Consider the following 16,469-nt stretch of genomic DNA (forward strand, 5'->3'; position numbering starts at 1 on the left):
TAAAATTAATTATTACATTTGCTATCTTTCATATAAACAAAGCGGGTGAAATTGAGATTTGTGTTCCCTTGCATGCTGGCAAAAAACACCTGGCTGGTTAATAGAAAAACATATTCTGATGAAAGCTACCCTTATGAAGCTTAACTATTTAAGAGGTCTGTTGGCAGTTTTGCTGGTTACCCTGCTTGCCAGCTGTGGTGGTAGTAAAACCCCCAAGAACGCACAAGGGCAACTGATTGGCGTGAGTCCAAGGCCAAAGTACTTTCCCCCTGTACCCTATGGAATGGTGTATGTACCACCTGGAACCTTCCACATGGGACCAAGTGATGAAGATGTAAACTATGCGTTTACAGCACGTAACAAGTCTATTTCAATTTCCGGCTTCTATATGGATGCTACGGAAATTACGAATAACGAGTATCGTCAGTTCGTAGACTGGGTGCGGGATTCTATCGCACACATTCTGCTTGGTCATGTGAAACAGATCGACGGTCAGGACATCATCGACTGGAAACAGAAAATCAACTGGAAAGATAAAGGCACCATCGAGAAGCTGGATGCCATGGTATATTCCGAAGCGGATCGTTTATACGGCCGTAAGGATATCGACGTAGGAAAGCTGATTTACCATCAGGAAACTTTCAACTGGGATAAAGCCAAGTTGAGAGAGAACACTGGTAAGCCGCGTTCTACCTTCATTGTGAAGAAAGACGTACCTATCTATCCAGATACGCTTTGCTGGATCAGGGACTTCTCTTATGCCTACAACGAGCCAATGACTCGTATGTATTTCTGGCACCCTGCATTCGATAACTATCCGGTAGTAGGTGTAAACTGGCACCAGGCAACTGCTTTCTGCGAATGGAGAAGTAAGTTCTGGGAAGACTATCGTAACTCTAAGAAATTATTCACAGAAGATAAATTCCAGCTGCCTTCTGAAGCGCAGTGGGAATATGCTGCCCGCGGTGGTAGAGAACAAACTCCATACCCTTGGGGTGGTTACAATATCCGTAACAAAAAAGGATGTCTGTTGGCTAACTTCAAACCTGGCCGCGGTAACTATCCTGAAGATGGCGGTTTCTACACCGTACGTGCGGATGCCTACTGGCCTAACGACTATGGTCTATATTGCATGGCCGGAAACGTTGCGGAGTGGACAGCAGATATCTACTATGAAAATGCTTATTCCTTTACCTCTGACATGAACCCTTATTTAAGAATGGATGTTCCAGATGATGCGCCGCTGAAAATGAAGCGTAAGGCCATCAGAGGGGGCTCCTGGAAAGATATTGGCTTCTTCCTGCAGACCGGAACAAGAACATATGAATATCAGGATAGTGCGAAGTCTTATGTAGGTTTCAGATGTACAATTGCTCTGAGCCGCAGAAATAAAGGTAAGCACTAAAGAAAACTAGCTGGAATTAATATAAAACAAGAAAACCTTTTATATTATGTACACTATCCGCAAATCGTTGAGAATTAACTATTCCATACAGAAATTTAACACTAATCACTTTAACCAGATTAAATTTTAACCTATGGCTATGAATCCTAAAAAAGCTAGCTGGCTGAACTTTTTCGTATGTATTGCAGCTTCTGTTGTAATTATTGGTGCGCTTTTCAAAATCCAACACTGGCAAGGCGCTGATATCGCTCTGATCGTAGGTCTGAGCACAGAAGCATTGATCTTCTTAGTTTACGCTTTCGTTCCGGATTCCGGTGGTTCCCACGCTGAAGGTGGTGTTGTAGCGGTTGCTGGCAGCCCTGCAGTTGCAGGCCTGGACAAAATGCTCCAGGAAGCTGACATCACTCCTGCAAACCTGCAGCGCTTGAGCGAGAACTTCCAGAAACTGGGTACTACAGTTGATAAAATGAGAGATATCAGTGATGTAGTTGCTGCTACCGGCGATTACACTGCAAAAACTCGCGAAGCTGCCGCTGCTATCGGGAATGTGGCTAATGCTTACACAACTGCTGCCTCTGCTGTTTCTTCTTTCAACAGCGCCTCTGAGTCTACTAAAGATTTCCATGTTCAAATGCAAGGTATGACCAAAAACCTGGCTTCCCTGAACGCAATCTATGAACTGGAACTCCAGGATACTAACAACCATCTCAAAGCAATGAACAAATTCTACAGCAACCTGCAGAATACTTCAGCTGCTATGAGCAACAGCATCGATGATGCTAAGAAAACACAGGAACAAATCACACTGCTCGCTAAAAACCTCAGCAACCTGAATACCGTTTACGGTAACATGCTGAGTGCTATGCACAGTGCGAAATAAGGTTTTGCTAATAGTTTCGATAACAATCAATTCTTAAATCTGAAAACAAACTATGGCACTACCTAAAGATCCTCGGCAGAAGATGATCAACATCATGTACCTGGTCTTGACGGCCATGCTGGCGTTGAACGTATCTGCTGAAATATTGAACGCATTTAGTATCGTTAATAACTCTATCAATACTTCCAATGGCTCCATCACCGAGAAAAACAATGTGGTGTATGATCAGTTTACGAAGCAAATGGAGAAAGATGCTGCCAAAGTAGGCCCTTACAAGGAGAAAGCCGAAAAAGTAAAAGCAGTATCTAAAGAAGCATTCGATTACATCGAAGGCCTGAAAAAAACAATCATCACTGAAGCCGGCGGTCTCGACGAAGCAGGTGATATCAAAGGGAAAAGCGATCTGGATGCAGCTACCCGCGTAATGGAAAATAACAAGAAAGGTCCTGAACTGGAAGCAAAACTGACTGCTCTCCGTTCTCAGCTCCTGAGCTTTGTTACGCCTGCTGATAAAGCAAGCTTCGAAAAAACATTACCACTGAGAATTGAAGTAGGTAAATCTACCGGTCATGATGCTGAAACCAAAAAGACCTGGACTACCTATCACTTCAACATGGTACCTGTAGTTGCTGCTGTAACCATCCTCAGCAAATTCCAGAACGATATCAAAAACTCTGAAGCTGCAATCATCGATAATCTGTTCAAACAGATCAGCGAGAAAGATTTCAAATTCGACAAAATCAGACCATTCGTATCTCTGAATTCCAAAAACCTGATGGAAGGCCAGGAACTGACTGCTCAAATCGCAGTTGGCGCCTACAGTTCTACTGTAAATCCTGCTATCACTGTTAACGGTCAATCCATTGAAGCGAAAGAAGGTCTGGGTACATACAAAATCACTGCAAGCGGTATTGGTGAAAAAACCATCTCTGGTTCTGTTACCCTTCCTGCTCCTGACGGTGGTCAGCCACAACAGTTCTCCTTCAGCGAATCTTATAATGTAGGCGCTTCTGCAACCTCCATTTCTGCTGATAAAATGAACGTACTGTACATTGGCGTACAAAACCCAATCTCTATCACTGCTGCAGGCGTTCCTGCGGAAGCGGTTTCTGCTTCCCTCGCTGGTGGCGGTAGCATTACCAAAAAAGGCGCTGGTAGCTATATCGTTAGCGTTTCCTCTCCTGGTACTGCTGTTATCAATGTGGTAGCTAACATGGGTGGTAAAACGATGAGCCTGGGTAAAAAGGAATTCCGCGTAAAACGTGTTCCAGATCCTAGTCTGCAGGTAGGTACCTACAAAGGCGGTAGCGTAAAAGCTGCTGAATTCAAAAACCAGCAAGGTCTCCGCGCTGTATTGGAAGACTTCGAATTCGAAGGCGTTAAATACGATGTAGTGAGCTACCGCGTTGGTATCGAATCAAGAGGTAAAGAATACCAGGAAGGTGATGCTTCATCCCCTTACTTCCCTTCTAACCTCACTGGATCTATCCGTGCACTGCGTCCAGGCGATATCGTTCATATCGAGAACGTGAAAGTAAAAGGTCCGGACGGCGTTGTTCGTTCTATGCCTAGCACTATGTATAAATTAAACTAACGGATTATTAATTGCTGAAATATGCGAGCAGTAATGTTAAACAGAATTGGTTGGTGCACTATGTTGCTGGTAATGCTGGCAACTGCTGCTGAAGCGCAACGCCGCGGTGGTACTACACGCCGCAGAACCGCTACCCAGCGCAATGCTCAACAGGACCCCAACGCACCGGTGGTAAATCCTGCAACAGGTAATGCTGTTGCCACTCCTCCGGCAGCTCCGCCAACGGTGACTGCTGCCCCGGTTGATACGCCGCGTAAATCGCTCCGTATTGATGGTGTGGTAGAAAGGAACCTTGCCAGAGAACGCGCACCTATCGTCTACGATTACATCCGCGAGGATGACAGATTTTGGGAAAAACGCGTTTGGCAGATCATCGATGTAAGGGAGAAAATTAACCTGCCTTTCCAATACAACGTGGAAGATGAAGCAGGTACTAACCAACTGTTCATCAACATCCTGCTCAACGCAATTAAGAATAAGGAAGTAGAAGCCTTTAGTCCTATCGACGACCGCTTTACTACCGTTATGCCTTATGACGAAATTCAAAAGAAAATTACAGGTGAAGAAAAACAGGTACGTTCCATCGACCCTGTTACCGGCGAAGAAAAACTGGTAACCACCCGTGATGACTTTGATCCTTCTACCATCAGGCAGTATAAAATCAAAGAAGTATGGGTATTCGATAAAGAAGCCTCTGCCCTGAAAGTACGCATACTCGGTATCGCTCCTCTCATGGCTCGTATGAACGACGATGGTTCCTACCGCGCTTCTATCCCGCTGTTCTGGGTTTATTACCCTGATATGCGCCCGGTACTGGCTAAGTATGATGTGTACAACCAAAATAACGACGCATCTACTATCAGCTGGGAAGACCTCTTCGAAATGCGCTTCTTCGGTAGCTATATTGTGAAAGAAAACAATACCTACAACCGCGAGATCAAAGATTACATCAAAGATGGCGTAATGCGTCTCCTGGAAGGTCAAGCTATCAAAGATCGTATCTTCAACAAAGAACAGGATCTCTGGGAATACTAATCAGCTACATCTAACCTGATCATACAGAAAAGGCAATCAGTTCAAACTGATTGCCTTTTCTTTTATAGCTTTGCTGAAAACTGATTGTCCAATGTCCCCCGTTAATTCCCAACAGCTGCTGCAACAGCTTAAAAATCAGGTGGAAGACATTCGCCTGAAAGCGATCTCCCGCTTCAATGGCAAGTCCGATCAGGTATTGCTCCAATCCCCAACCCCTGGCAGCTGGAGCGCCATTCAATGCCTGGAACACCTGAATACTTTCGGTACCTATTATTTGCCCACACTAGGAAAAACAATTGAACAGGCTGTAATAAAAGGTTCCCACCCAAAGTCATCCTTTCATAGCGGTATTATTGGCGGCTGGTTTACCCGTTTGATGGCGCCTCCCGCCAATGGTCGTTCCCAATCCAAAATGAAAGCGCCGAAGGGCCACAGACCCGCGTCTCAACTAAATGTCAATAAAGTATTAAAGGAGTTTATAAGCCAACAGGAAGAGATGGAAAGTTTGCTAGTGGCAGCTTCCCGGATTGACCTGGAAAAGGTAAAAGTACCGCTTACCCTTTCCAGATGGATTCGTATTTCTGTAGGTGATACATTTGGATTTTTGATTGCTCACACCAGAAGACATATACTGCAGGCAGAAAAGGCAATTGCAGCCGCAGAAGGCGTACCTGTTACGAACTAAGCCTTTGCTTCGCCGCTGCCATGAAAATGTTCCCAGACCAGTTTGGCCTTGGAAGCGCCTACTTCCTGCGTTAGCTCGTCCATGGAAAGCAACTTTACCTTGTTTACAGAACGGAAGGTCTTTAATAACTGAGTGGCAGTCGTCTCCCCTATCCCCTTTATACTCTCCAGTTCATTCTTAAATGTGCCTTTAGAACGCTTATTACGATGGAAAGTAATACCGAACCGGTGTACCTCATCACGAACACGACGAATCAGTTTCAGGCTCTCGCTGTTGAATGGCAATTTGATACTTTGGGAGTCGCCAGGGAAGAAGATTTCCTCTTCATTCTTTGCGAGGCCTACAACAGTCATACTGCCAATCAGATTCAGTTCCCGGATGCTCTCCATGGCGGAACCCAATTGTCCTTTACCACCATCTATAATCACCAGTTGTGGTAGCGGTTGTCCTTCCGCCAATAAACGGCTGTATCGACGATGTACCACTTCCTTCATAGAGGCAAAGTCGTTGATACCTTCTACTGTTTTGATATTGAAGTGTCGGTAGTCCTTTTTAGAGGCAACGCCATCCTTGAATACTACGCAGGCAGATACCGGATAAGCGCCCTGGAAGTTGGAGTTATCGAAGCATTCAATATGCTCCGGCAATACCGGTAATTCCAGATCGGCCTGCAACTGATAGAGGACCTGCTTTCTCTCCATATCGCTTTTGCCTTCCAGATGCAGGATTTTCTTGCGGTAAAGTTCTTCTTTGAAGTAATTCACATTCTTCTCAGAAAGCTCCAGCAATTTCTTCTTATCGCCACTTTTCGGAACGGTAATCGTGACGTTGCTTTCTGGGTATTCTATGGGAATAGGAACGATGATCTCGTTATTAATACTTTTGAAGACATCCCTCAGATATGCAATGGCATAGGTCAGTACTTCCTCTTCTCCTTCCTCCAGTTTTTTCTCCAGGGTAACCGTCTTGGTATCGGCAATGGTGCCGTTCAGGATACGCAGATAATTTACGTAAGCATGGTTGCCCTCGCTGATAATAGAAAAGACATCCATATTACCCAAGCGGGTATTTACAATGGTGGATTTGGCGGAATAGGCACGCAGACTTTCAATTTTTTTCCGCATGATTTCCGCTTTCTCGAATTCCATATCAGTGGCATATACCATCATTTCCTCTTTAAAAAGATTGATCACCGGGGAGAGATTACCCTTCAGGATATTCTTTACCTGTTGCAGATTAGCGCGGTAATCGTCTTCTGTTTGAAGACCTTCGCAGGGGCCTTTACAGTTACCCAGGTGATATTCCAGGCAAACCTTGAATTTACCCTTTCGTATATTCTGTTCCGTTAGATTCAAATTACAGGTACGAAGTGGGATATTGTATTTGATGACTTCCAATATTTCCCTTACTCTGCCTACCGAGGTAAATGGCCCCAGGTATTCGCTGCCATCCTTGATTACATTTCTTGTAAGGAATACGCGGGGGAAGGCTTCATGTTTAATGACAATATAAGGGTAGGTTTTGTCATCCTTCAGGTTAATGTTGTATTTCGGCTGGAATTGCTTGATAAGGGAGTTTTCCAGGAGAAATGCATCCTGTTCGGAATCCACAATGGTGAACTCGATATGATGGATCTGCTCAACGAGTTTCCTCGTTTTATAGTTGTCGTGATTTTTGACGAAGTAGGAGCTCACTCTTTTACGGAGACTTTTCGCCTTACCCACATAGAGCAGTGTTCCTTGTGTATCGTAGTATTTGTAAATACCTGCTTCTACAGGTATTGTATGTGAAATATTCTGAAATTCTGCCCCAGTCATAATTACAGCTGATTTTTAGCAATTGGTTTTACAGTTATTTCCAGTTCTTTCGGGGAAAGAAAAGCAATTTTCTGATAGGTGTTGATCATGACGGATTTACCTCGTTGATAAACCAGGTGCTGGCGGTATTCGTACACCATATTGGAGGTATAGGAATGCACAGAGACTTGCTGAATGACTCCATTTTTATCGAGATCCATGGTGATTTCTTCCGGGTTGGTTTGTTGTCCTCTCGATTTATAGATGACTGATTTTCTGCCGGAGAATGGGTCTGTCAGACTGGTAGTATCGTATTCATCCCGGAGGGATGGTTTGTTTAGGTCAACATCTATGAAAGGTTTCATCAGGTGCTGGATGACTGCCGTATCGCTGCTGTTAAAGGTGTTTTTTTCACTTTTACCGTTTAGTAATACTGTTTTTTCCATGTCGAGGCTTGCCTGGGAGAGTTGTTTTTCTTCCGTTTTGAAATAGCCTGGCAGGTTGATGAATTTATCCTGTGAAGATGATTTCGTTTTGTCTGGCTGAATATTGCAGGCACTGATGCCAAACAATAACGCCAATATGATGATGGAAGGGTGGTTCTTCATACTGCAAAATTACTACTTAAAAGGGCATAAAAAATGCGCCGTAAAAACGGCGCATCGATGCATGAGCAAATCTGTCGAGAGCACTAAAAATATGAATATCAGTCGTTTCGACTGAACAAAAGTCAGTTTGGTGATTGTTAAACGTCAGTAGGCATGCAAATGTTACAGGGTCTCTGAAAAAAGTTATGTAATTATCTAGTACCATGTAATGCTGGCCTGCACTGGGATTTAACAAAAAAGGCTGTCACAAATTTATGCGACAACCTTTAATTATTTAGATTTTTTCTGAATTATTACACCAATAAATTACCTGTCATTTCATTTGGAACAGATAAACCCATGAAATGTAAGATAGTAGGGGCTATATCGCCGAGCTTACCGTCTTTTACTTTTCCCTGGAAGTCTTTATTTATGATGAAGAACGGTACCAGGTTCAAAGTATGTGCAGTATTGGGAGAACCATCACTATTTACCATGAAATCAGCGTTTCCGTGGTCCGCGGTGAGGAAAACAGTATAGTCGTTCGCAAGAGCGGCATTCACCACTCTTTCTACGCAATGATCTACGGTTTCCACTGCTTTTACTGCTGCGGAGAATATGCCGGTATGGCCCACCATGTCTGCATTGGCAAAGTTCAGTGCGATGAAGTCTATAGATTTGCTTTCAATTTCAGGAATGATAGCATCTGTCACTTCATGGGCACTCATTTCTGGTTGCAGGTCATAGGTAGCTACTTTTGGAGAAGGAATGACGATTCTTTTTTCGCCATCGAATTCTTTTTCGCGACCACCGGAGAAGAAGAAAGATACGTGTGGGTATTTCTCGGTCTCGGCTATACGAATTTGTTTCAGGCCATTGTTGAAAATCACTTCTCCCAAAGTCATGTTCAGGTTATCGGTTTCGAAGATAACGTGTACATTTTTGAAAGTTTTGTCGTACTCCGTCATGGTGGTGTAGTAGAGCGACAGCGGTTTCATGCCGAATTCAGGGAATTCCTGTTGGGTCAGTACCTGCGTGATTTCGCGGCAGCGGTCTGTACGGAAATTGAAGCAGAGTACTGCATCATTTTCCTGGATGGTAGCCAGCGGCTGTCCGTCGGTATCGGTTACGATAACCGGTTTAATAAATTCATCTGTAACGCCTTCTGCGTAAGACGCTTTTATGGCAGCAATCGGGTCCTGGGTTGGCGTACCGACGCCATTAACAAGTGCATCATATGCGAGCTTAACGCGTTCCCAGCGTTTATCGCGGTCCATAGCGTAGTAGCGGCCGGTGATGGAAGCGATTTTACCGCCGGATGTTTGCAGATGTGCAGACAGCTCTTCGATAAAACCCAGTCCACTTTTAGGATCGGTATCCCGACCATCTGTGAACGCGTGTATAAATAATTTGGTTACACCGTGCTGGCTGGCTAAGGTAGTCAGCTCCTTGAGGTGATTGATATGAGAGTGTACTCCCCCATCGCTCACGAGACCTATCAGGTGTAATGCTTTATCGTTATTTTTTGCGTGTGCGAAAGTATCCAGCAATACCTGGTTTTTTGCCAGTTCGTTATCACGTACGGCTATGTTGATACGTAATAGTTCCTGGTACACAATACGGCCTGCGCCGATATTAAGGTGTCCTACTTCAGAGTTACCCATTTGCCCGTCCGGAAGACCTACCTGTTCGCCGCAGGTCACGAGGTTACTATGTGGGTATTTGTTGTATAAGCTGCTAACAAAAGGTGTTTTAGCCTGTGCAATGGCATCTGCAGAAGGTACTTTCCCTTCTCCCCATCCATCCATAATTACCAGAATGGCTCTTTTCTTTTCCATATCCAATCCTTATTAAGGGTTATATTTTTTAAATTGTTCCGGAGGGTGAAAGTACTCATAAAGCCGTGAAATACTTTCTAAATATTTTGACCTCCAATGAGTTTACAGGAATTTAATATCTGAGAAACGATGGAAGCTAGCTCTGGCGTAGTCTCTATGACATTTATACATTAATTTTTGAACGCATATTAACTTCTTCCTATAGTTTACCTATTCATTGCTACTACTATGATGGGATTTTGTTGAATTACAGTGCCTTTGGCATGCTTTTCGCTTTTAATTTGAGTTAGAAAAATCACATTTTTAATTAAATAACTGACAATGAAAAAGCTTTTGATTGTGCTGGGGATATTGTTGGGAGGAGTTATTTCAGCATTTACGCTGTCGGCAAGCTCATACGAAGTTACAGTTGCTGGACCATTTGAAGATGTTGTAGGAGCTATTAAACAGGGTGATGTTAACGGCTTATCCCGCTATCTGGATGCCAATGTGGAAATAAATATTTCCGGCAAATCCAGTTCCTATAGCAAGGCTCAGGCTGAGATTATTTTGAAGGATTTCTTCTCAAAGAACCAAGTAAAGTCATTTGAACTCGTGCACCAGGGTGGGGATGGTTCCCGCTTTGGGATTGGTAACCTGTCTACTGCAGGTGGCAATTACAGGTTGTCTTTTTTCCTCCAGAAAAAAGGCACCGGTATGGTGCTGAACGAGCTTCGTTTCGAGAACAAGTAAAAGTGCGCTATATAAATTAGTTGAAAAACCCCGGGTGCCCCGCATTTTATTGCGGGGCACTTTTTATTTTTGCGAAGCTCTCTGAGCAATCCAAACACAACGCTTATGTTAGACCAGACCGCATTAAATGCATTTATCAGAAGTGCATTGGCAGAAGATATAGGATCAGGAGATCATTCTACACTGGCGAGTATTCCCGCTGATACCAGGGGAAGCGCAGTATTGAAGATTAAGGAAGACGGCATTCTCGCTGGAATGGAAGTAGCCGAAGCTATCTTCAAATGGCTGGACATGTTCACGGTTTTCAAAGCATTTAAGCAGGATGGCGAAGCCATGAAAGCTGGTGAAGTCGCTTTTGAAGTAACTGCCGCTGTACACAGCTTACTCATGGGAGAAAGACTGGTATTGAACTGTATGCAACGTATGAGTGGTATTGCTACCCTTACGCATCAGTATACAGAAAAACTGAAAGGTTATCATACCCGTATCCTGGATACTCGTAAAACAACGCCCAACTTCCGGATGCTCGAGAAAGAAGCGGTACGGATTGGTGGCGGAGTAAACCACAGAATGGGTTTATACGATATGATTATGCTGAAGGATAACCATATCGATTTCTCTGGAGGTATTACAGCTGCTGTGACTAAAACAGTAGCCTATCTGAAGGAAAAACAGCTTCCGCTGAAAATAGAGGTAGAAACACGTACCTTGGAGGATGTTCGGGAAGCCCTGGCTACAGGTCATGTGGATCGGATCATGCTGGATAACTTCAGCCCGGATCAAATTGCTGAGGCTTTGAAGATCATCAACGGTAAGGTGGAAACGGAAGCTTCCGGTGGTATCAATCTCGATACCCTGGTAGACTATGCCAAGACTGGAGTGGATTTCATCTCCGTAGGCGCTATTATACATCATGCTGTGAGTCTGGACCTCAGTCTGAAAGCTATTATTCTATAAACCGCTGTTTTGAAAAAGATTCTTTTTATTATAAACCGCAAAGCCGGAACCGACAGGGATAAACGACTGGGCGGTGCGATCAACAGGTATTTCCCTGCGGATCAATACCAGGTGGAAATTTCGCACCTGGCTTACCTGGGTCATGGTAAAGACCTGGCCCTGCAAGCTGTTAAGAACGGCGTGCATACTGTTGTGGCAGTAGGCGGCGACGGCTCCATCAATGAAATAGCGCAAGGCCTCGTAGGCAGTAATACTGCGCTCGCGATTATCCCCTTAGGTAGTGGTAATGGTCTTGCCCGTGCACTTAAAATTCCGCTGGACGTAAATAAAGCCATGGAGTTGATTGTGGCCAATCGCCAGCAGCCAATGGACGTTGGCTATGCCAATGAGCACCTCTTCCTGAGTAACGCCGGCGTTGGTTTTGATGCCCTCGTTGCGGATGAATTCAGACATACTACCAAAAGAGGCCTGTATGGCTATGCCAAGCTGGTTATTCAACGATTTAACGGATACAAGCCAGACGCATATTCCATTAGTATCGACGGGAAAAAACTGGAAGAAAACGCATTCCTGCTGACAGTAGCCAATGGCAATCAGTTTGGCTATGAATTTAAACTGGCGCCTAAAGCAAGCGTATTTGACGGACTACTGGATGTCTGCATAATGCCACCGGTTAATTTTCTGCAACTTATTCCTGTCAGCCTCTATTCTCTTTTGGGAAAAATTGATAAAACACGCTATCTTAAGCATTATACAGGTAAATCAGTTACCATTTCGGGAAAGAGCCTGCAATATCTCCAGGTAGATGGAGATGCCGTTCCGCTGACAGCGGCAGCTGTGGAGTTGAGGGTGCAGGAAAAAGCGATTAAGGTAATTGTCAGTCAATAACTTATAAATATTGGGAAGATGTCAAAAAAGAAAGCAAACAACAGTGGAATAGTATATTCAACAGATCCCAATTTCTCCTTTGAACCGGAGCAGCAGGAAGAACAGGAAACGCTTGCTCCTGCCATGCAACAGCTGAGAGTAAAACTCGATACCAAACAACGTGCGGGTAAAGTCGTAACGATTGTAGATGGATTCGTAGGAAAAGAAGAAGACCTGGAAAAACTGGGCAAAGAAATAAAAACCAAATGTGGTACCGGAGGTAGTGTGAAAGATGGGATTATTCTCATTCAGGGCGACTACCGCGAGAAGATACTGAAATGGTTACAAGACTGGGGTTATAAGAAATCCAAATAACAGAAAGGGGCTGATGAAAATCAGCCCCTTTTTTACTTATTGCCTTTTTAACAAATTATCTATTTACCAGTTTCATACCGCCTTCCGTATAACGGTCGCCGGCAACCTGGTTTGCTTTGAGGATATCATCAATGGATGCCAGGTCCTGCGCAGTGAATTGCACATCTACGGCAGCAGCATTCTCCTGCAGGTATTTTCTGCGTTTGGTGCCTGGGATAGGGATGATATCTTCTCCCTGTGCCAGCAACCATGCGAGTGAGAGCTGAGCCATCGTGATGTTTTTGTCTTTCGCAAATGCGGTAAGCGCATCTACTGTTTGCAGGTTCTGTTCAAAGTTACTACCCTGGAATCTTGGCAGCCCTTTTCTGAAATCGCTGTCACTCAGTTGGGCGGTGTTAGTGAGAGTGCCCGTACTCAAACCACGGCCCAGCGGACTGTAAGCTACCAGAGAGATGCCCAGTTCTCTGGCGGTATCCAGAATTGCTCCTTCCACATCGCGGGTAAAGAGAGAGTATTCTGACTGCAAAGCTGCTATTGGGTGTACTTTAGATGCTTTTCTTAAGGATTCGGCGCTGGCTTCTGAAAGTCCGAGATACCGTACTTTTCCTGCTTTTACCAGATCGGCCATAGCGCCTACCATATCTTCTACTGGTACGGATGGGTCCACACGATGTGCGTAATAGAGGTCGATTTCATCTACGCCCAAACGTTTCAAACTCGCGTCACAAGCTTGTTTCAGGTATTCCGGACGGCCGTCAAAATAGTAAGACTTATCCTCCTTGTATCTGAAGCCAAATTTGGTGGCAATAAAAACTTTATCTCTTTTAGTGGTAAGTACTTTGGATATCAATTCTTCATTGGCGCCATTTGCGTACATGTCGGCCGTATCCCAGAAATTAATACCCAGTTCCAGGGCCATTTCCAGGGTGGCGAGGGATTCTTGTTCATTAAATTCGCTGCCATAAGCGAACGACATTCCCATACAACCGAGTCCTATAGCAGATATTGAAGCATCTGTATTTCCGAGTTTTCTGTACTGCATAATCTTGAGGTTTTAGTGGTACAAAATTAAATGCAGGTATGGGGAATCAGATTGTAGTATGCAAAGTATTAATTGTGATTTTCAAAGAATCAATGGGAACGGTATGCCAGTGGCGATTGCATAGTATGTTTACGGAAGAAGTGGGTAAAGTTGCCAGGATCTTCGAAACCCAGGCTCCAGGCTATTTCCGATATCTGCCAGTCTGTATGAATGAGGAGCAGTTTGGCTTCCAGCAGAATGCGCTGGCGAATATGCTCGCTGATGGTGCGTCCGGTGCTATGTTTAACGCATGCGTTCAAATGATTGGGATGCGTATTCAGGAGTGCAGCAAATTCCTTTGCAGTTTTCAATTGAATTTGCTGATGCGGAAATTCAATAGGGAATTGTTTTTCCAGTTTGTCAGTAAATCGTTGAGACAGCTGCAGTGCTGCTGTCTGAGGGCGGTTAGGAATTGTTTCCTGGGCTACTCTCCTGCCTTCCAGCATCAGTAGTTTGAGATATATCAGTATCGCTTCCTGTTTAAAGGCAGAATTTTCCTGGTATTCCCGTTGAAGCTGGCGAAAGATAGACGCCAGATAATCTGACTGGGTGTTTGTCAGCTTAAACACTGTTTGGACGCCCACTTGCAGTAAAGGATACTGTAGCAGTTCCTGTTCCTGTTTTTCAAAAAGTTGTTTTGTAAAGAGGCAGTAGTGGCCTGCCTGGTCTTCCGAGGTGGCTACCCAGCTTTTCACCTGTTTGGGATGGTGAAAGATAATAGTGGGGCCTTCAATGACATGTTCCTCGCCATTGATGGTATATATGCCTTCTCCGCGTGTGATGAGGGTGATTTTGTAATAATCATCCCTTTTCAATCCTACTTCGCGGCGTACAGGGCTATCCTCTCTGGAAAAGGCAGCAAAGGTACTTTCTGCTGGCGCTTTTGGTAGCCATTCGCGATGGGTGAATAAGGAGAGATTATTGTGTGAATCAGCCATTTGCATCGCATGGAGTTCACTTGTTTGGGTTATTTTTTTGGGAGACATGAACCAAATTTACGGCTTCTTACGAAGAAAAAAATAGGTTGGACCTGCTCGAAATAAAAAAACGGCTTTGCTGAAAGGCTTGCTATTGCTGGATTGTAGACTAAATGCAATTATGTTGCATTTTTATTTTTGATAATTTATGAAAGATTTCACAATTTGTTAACGCCTTTATCAACCAAAATCTTGTTATCATCACTGTCTTACGATGAGCTTGCGGCGCCTGAGTTTGCGCCGAAGTAATGAACAAGAACACAAGACTAACAACTTATAAAAAAGGAACGTTTTTGAACGTTCCTTTACTTTTTTATCTGAGGATAAATTCTACTTCACCGAATCCGAATTCCTTTAATTCATGTCCGGTATCTATGACGAGTAAGCCGGATGGCAGGATATCTTTAATGGTACCTTCGAAGAGGGTATCGCCGCTGCGGTATTGGGCGGGGATATTCATACGGAAGAGTTTGGCTTTATATTCCTGCAGGAACTGATCGTATCGGGCGGGTGTTAGTTGTTTGATGCGTTGATCCAGGAAATGGCATAACTCTTTGGCGAGAGTGGGGCCATCCCAGGTTTTGCCGGTGATCTGGCGCAGGGAGACGGCATTTTTAAGTTCTTCCGGGAATTTACCTTGATTTAGATTGATGCCAATCCCTATGATGGCATACTGCCATATAGTACCCCGGATCACATTTTCTATGAGAATACCTCCTGCCTTTCTGTCACGCCAATAAATATCATTGGGCCATTTAATAGCGGTTTCATCCCCTGCATAGGAGGAGAAGAAATCGTGGGCTCCGAGGGCCACGGCTACACTGAGCATAAACTGCCTGGAAAGGGGCAAGGCCGCAGGTTGCAGGGCAACGGTCAGGGCGCTGATATCCCCTGGTGCAGCCAACCATTTTTTACCCCTGGTTCCTTTACCTGCTGTCTGGTTGCCGGTGAACCAGGCTGTACCGGATGTCACCTCCCCGGAATTTACCTGTGCCATGGCATAGTTATTGGTGCTGTCAACTTCTTCCAGGATATAAAACGGGTGTCCTATCACTTGAATCCTTTTTAGTCTGTTTTAGGCCGGAAAAGTAGTTCATTTTTATTGTTTTCTTAACATAATAGGAGACCCCGGGGTTATATTCTCAAGCTTATATTAATGCTTGTTTAGTAACTTTGACAATTAAAGATTATTTTTAACAAAAACGAGATTTATTGGCACCCTTAACCGTTCTGAGCACGAGGAAAAAAGCGCAGACGCGCTTAACCAGAGAAAGTGAAATTTTTACCACCATCATTAAGGCCATCCAGGAAAAGAAGGGGGAAAATATCGTATCCCTGGACCTGCGCCAGATTCCTGAAGCAGTGGCCGATTTCTTTATATTATGTGAAGCAAATTCCAATACACAGGTACGGGCAATAGCTGATTTTGTGGCTGACGAGGTCCAAAAGCAGCTGGGTGAGGATCCTTATAAACATGAAGGTTTCACCGCTCAGCAGTGGATACTTGTAGATTATGTGAATGTAGTTGTACACGTTTTCCAACCGGAAACAAGGAAATTCTATAATCTTGAAGAAATGTGGAGCGATGCGGACAGAATGGAGCACAACGACAATTAAACAAAACAGCCCGTTTCGTATTATAATTAATAAATTCTGATAG

16 protein-coding genes are annotated in these 16,469 nt (G+C 44.2%); 10 read left to right on the forward strand and 6 right to left on the reverse strand.

The window, feature by feature from the left end; all coding sequences use genetic code 11:
• Window positions 1–118 precede the first annotated feature (118 nt).
• The 5 genes from porK (at window position 119) to CLV59_RS23925 (ending at window position 5,599) form a co-directional block, all read left to right on the forward strand.
• Window positions 119–1,405 (forward strand): T9SS ring complex lipoprotein PorK/GldK, encoded by a 1,287-nt coding sequence (gene porK, locus CLV59_RS23905; protein ID WP_245950944.1) that lies wholly within the window; start codon window positions 119–121, stop codon window positions 1,403–1,405.
• A 139-nt stretch (window positions 1,406–1,544) separates the two neighbouring features.
• Window positions 1,545–2,285, forward strand: coding sequence for a type IX secretion system motor protein PorL/GldL (gene porL / locus CLV59_RS23910; RefSeq protein ID WP_233180387.1), 741 nt, complete (start codon window positions 1,545–1,547; stop codon window positions 2,283–2,285).
• 52 nt (window positions 2,286–2,337) lie between these two features.
• On the forward strand, window positions 2,338–3,879 hold the full coding sequence (gene porM, locus CLV59_RS23915; protein ID WP_111594625.1) for a type IX secretion system motor protein PorM/GldM: 1,542 nt from the start codon (window positions 2,338–2,340) through the stop codon (window positions 3,877–3,879).
• 33 nt (window positions 3,880–3,912) lie between these two features.
• Window positions 3,913–4,914, forward strand: a complete 1,002-nt coding sequence (porN, locus tag CLV59_RS23920; protein ID WP_170137906.1) for a type IX secretion system ring subunit PorN/GldN — start codon at window positions 3,913–3,915, stop codon at window positions 4,912–4,914.
• Between the two features lie 91 nt (window positions 4,915–5,005).
• Window positions 5,006–5,599, forward strand: coding sequence for a DinB family protein (locus CLV59_RS23925; protein ID WP_111594627.1), 594 nt, complete (start codon window positions 5,006–5,008; stop codon window positions 5,597–5,599).
• Here CLV59_RS23925 and uvrC read toward each other — a convergent pair.
• The 3 genes from uvrC to gpmI all read right to left on the reverse strand — a co-directional run bounded on the left by uvrC (window position 5,596) and on the right by gpmI (window position 9,820).
• A complete protein-coding gene (uvrC, locus tag CLV59_RS23930; RefSeq protein ID WP_111594628.1) occupies window positions 5,596–7,416 on the reverse strand; it encodes an excinuclease ABC subunit UvrC in 1,821 nt (606 codons plus the stop codon). The two genes, CLV59_RS23925 and uvrC, sit on opposite strands and share 4 nt — an antisense overlap.
• Window positions 7,417–7,418: 2 nt before the next feature.
• Window positions 7,419–8,003: a hypothetical protein gene (locus CLV59_RS23935; protein WP_111594629.1), complete on the reverse strand. Its 585-nt coding sequence runs from the start codon at window positions 8,001–8,003 to the stop codon at window positions 7,419–7,421.
• A gap of 293 nt (window positions 8,004–8,296) precedes the next feature.
• Complete coding sequence (gene gpmI, locus CLV59_RS23940) at window positions 8,297–9,820, reverse strand: 2,3-bisphosphoglycerate-independent phosphoglycerate mutase (protein ID WP_111594630.1); 1,524 nt, start codon at window positions 9,818–9,820, stop codon at window positions 8,297–8,299.
• A gap of 321 nt (window positions 9,821–10,141) precedes the next feature.
• Between gpmI and CLV59_RS23945 the strand changes: the two genes are divergently transcribed.
• The 4 genes from CLV59_RS23945 to CLV59_RS23960 all read left to right on the forward strand — a co-directional run bounded on the left by CLV59_RS23945 (window position 10,142) and on the right by CLV59_RS23960 (window position 12,751).
• On the forward strand, window positions 10,142–10,552 hold the full coding sequence (locus CLV59_RS23945) for a DUF4783 domain-containing protein (RefSeq protein WP_111594631.1): 411 nt from the start codon (window positions 10,142–10,144) through the stop codon (window positions 10,550–10,552).
• 105 nt (window positions 10,553–10,657) lie between these two features.
• On the forward strand, window positions 10,658–11,509 hold the full coding sequence (gene nadC, locus CLV59_RS23950) for a carboxylating nicotinate-nucleotide diphosphorylase (RefSeq protein ID WP_111594632.1): 852 nt from the start codon (window positions 10,658–10,660) through the stop codon (window positions 11,507–11,509).
• Between the two features lie 9 nt (window positions 11,510–11,518).
• Entirely contained in the window at window positions 11,519–12,397 is an 879-nt protein-coding gene (locus tag CLV59_RS23955; RefSeq protein WP_111594633.1) for a diacylglycerol/lipid kinase family protein, read from the forward strand.
• An 18-nt stretch (window positions 12,398–12,415) separates the two neighbouring features.
• Window positions 12,416–12,751, forward strand: a complete 336-nt coding sequence (locus CLV59_RS23960; protein ID WP_111594634.1) for a translation initiation factor — start codon at window positions 12,416–12,418, stop codon at window positions 12,749–12,751.
• 55 nt (window positions 12,752–12,806) lie between these two features.
• Here the strand turns inward: CLV59_RS23960 and CLV59_RS23965 are convergent, their stop codons facing one another.
• The 3 genes from CLV59_RS23965 to CLV59_RS23975 form a co-directional block, all read right to left on the reverse strand.
• Complete coding sequence (locus CLV59_RS23965) at window positions 12,807–13,793, reverse strand: aldo/keto reductase (RefSeq protein ID WP_111594635.1); 987 nt, start codon at window positions 13,791–13,793, stop codon at window positions 12,807–12,809.
• Window positions 13,794–13,882: 89 nt separating this feature from the next.
• Window positions 13,883–14,818 carry a helix-turn-helix domain-containing protein gene (locus CLV59_RS23970; protein ID WP_111594636.1) on the reverse strand — a complete coding sequence of 312 codons (936 nt, stop codon included), beginning with the start codon at window positions 14,816–14,818 and terminating at the stop codon, window positions 13,883–13,885.
• A 304-nt stretch (window positions 14,819–15,122) separates the two neighbouring features.
• The gene (locus tag CLV59_RS23975) at window positions 15,123–15,863 is read right to left on the reverse strand and encodes a biotin--[acetyl-CoA-carboxylase] ligase (protein WP_111594637.1); all 741 of its coding nucleotides are present in this window, start codon (window positions 15,861–15,863) and stop codon (window positions 15,123–15,125) included.
• A 158-nt stretch (window positions 15,864–16,021) separates the two neighbouring features.
• Here CLV59_RS23975 and rsfS point away from each other — a divergent pair, with 158 nt between their 5' ends.
• Window positions 16,022–16,426 carry a ribosome silencing factor gene (gene rsfS / locus CLV59_RS23980; protein WP_111594638.1) on the forward strand — a complete coding sequence of 135 codons (405 nt, stop codon included), beginning with the start codon at window positions 16,022–16,024 and terminating at the stop codon, window positions 16,424–16,426.
• The last annotated feature ends 43 nt before the right edge of the window (window positions 16,427–16,469 follow it).

It is taken from the genome of Chitinophaga dinghuensis, from assembly GCF_003259435.1.
In the GTDB taxonomy this organism is placed as follows: Bacteria; Bacteroidota; Bacteroidia; order Chitinophagales; family Chitinophagaceae; genus Chitinophaga; species Chitinophaga dinghuensis.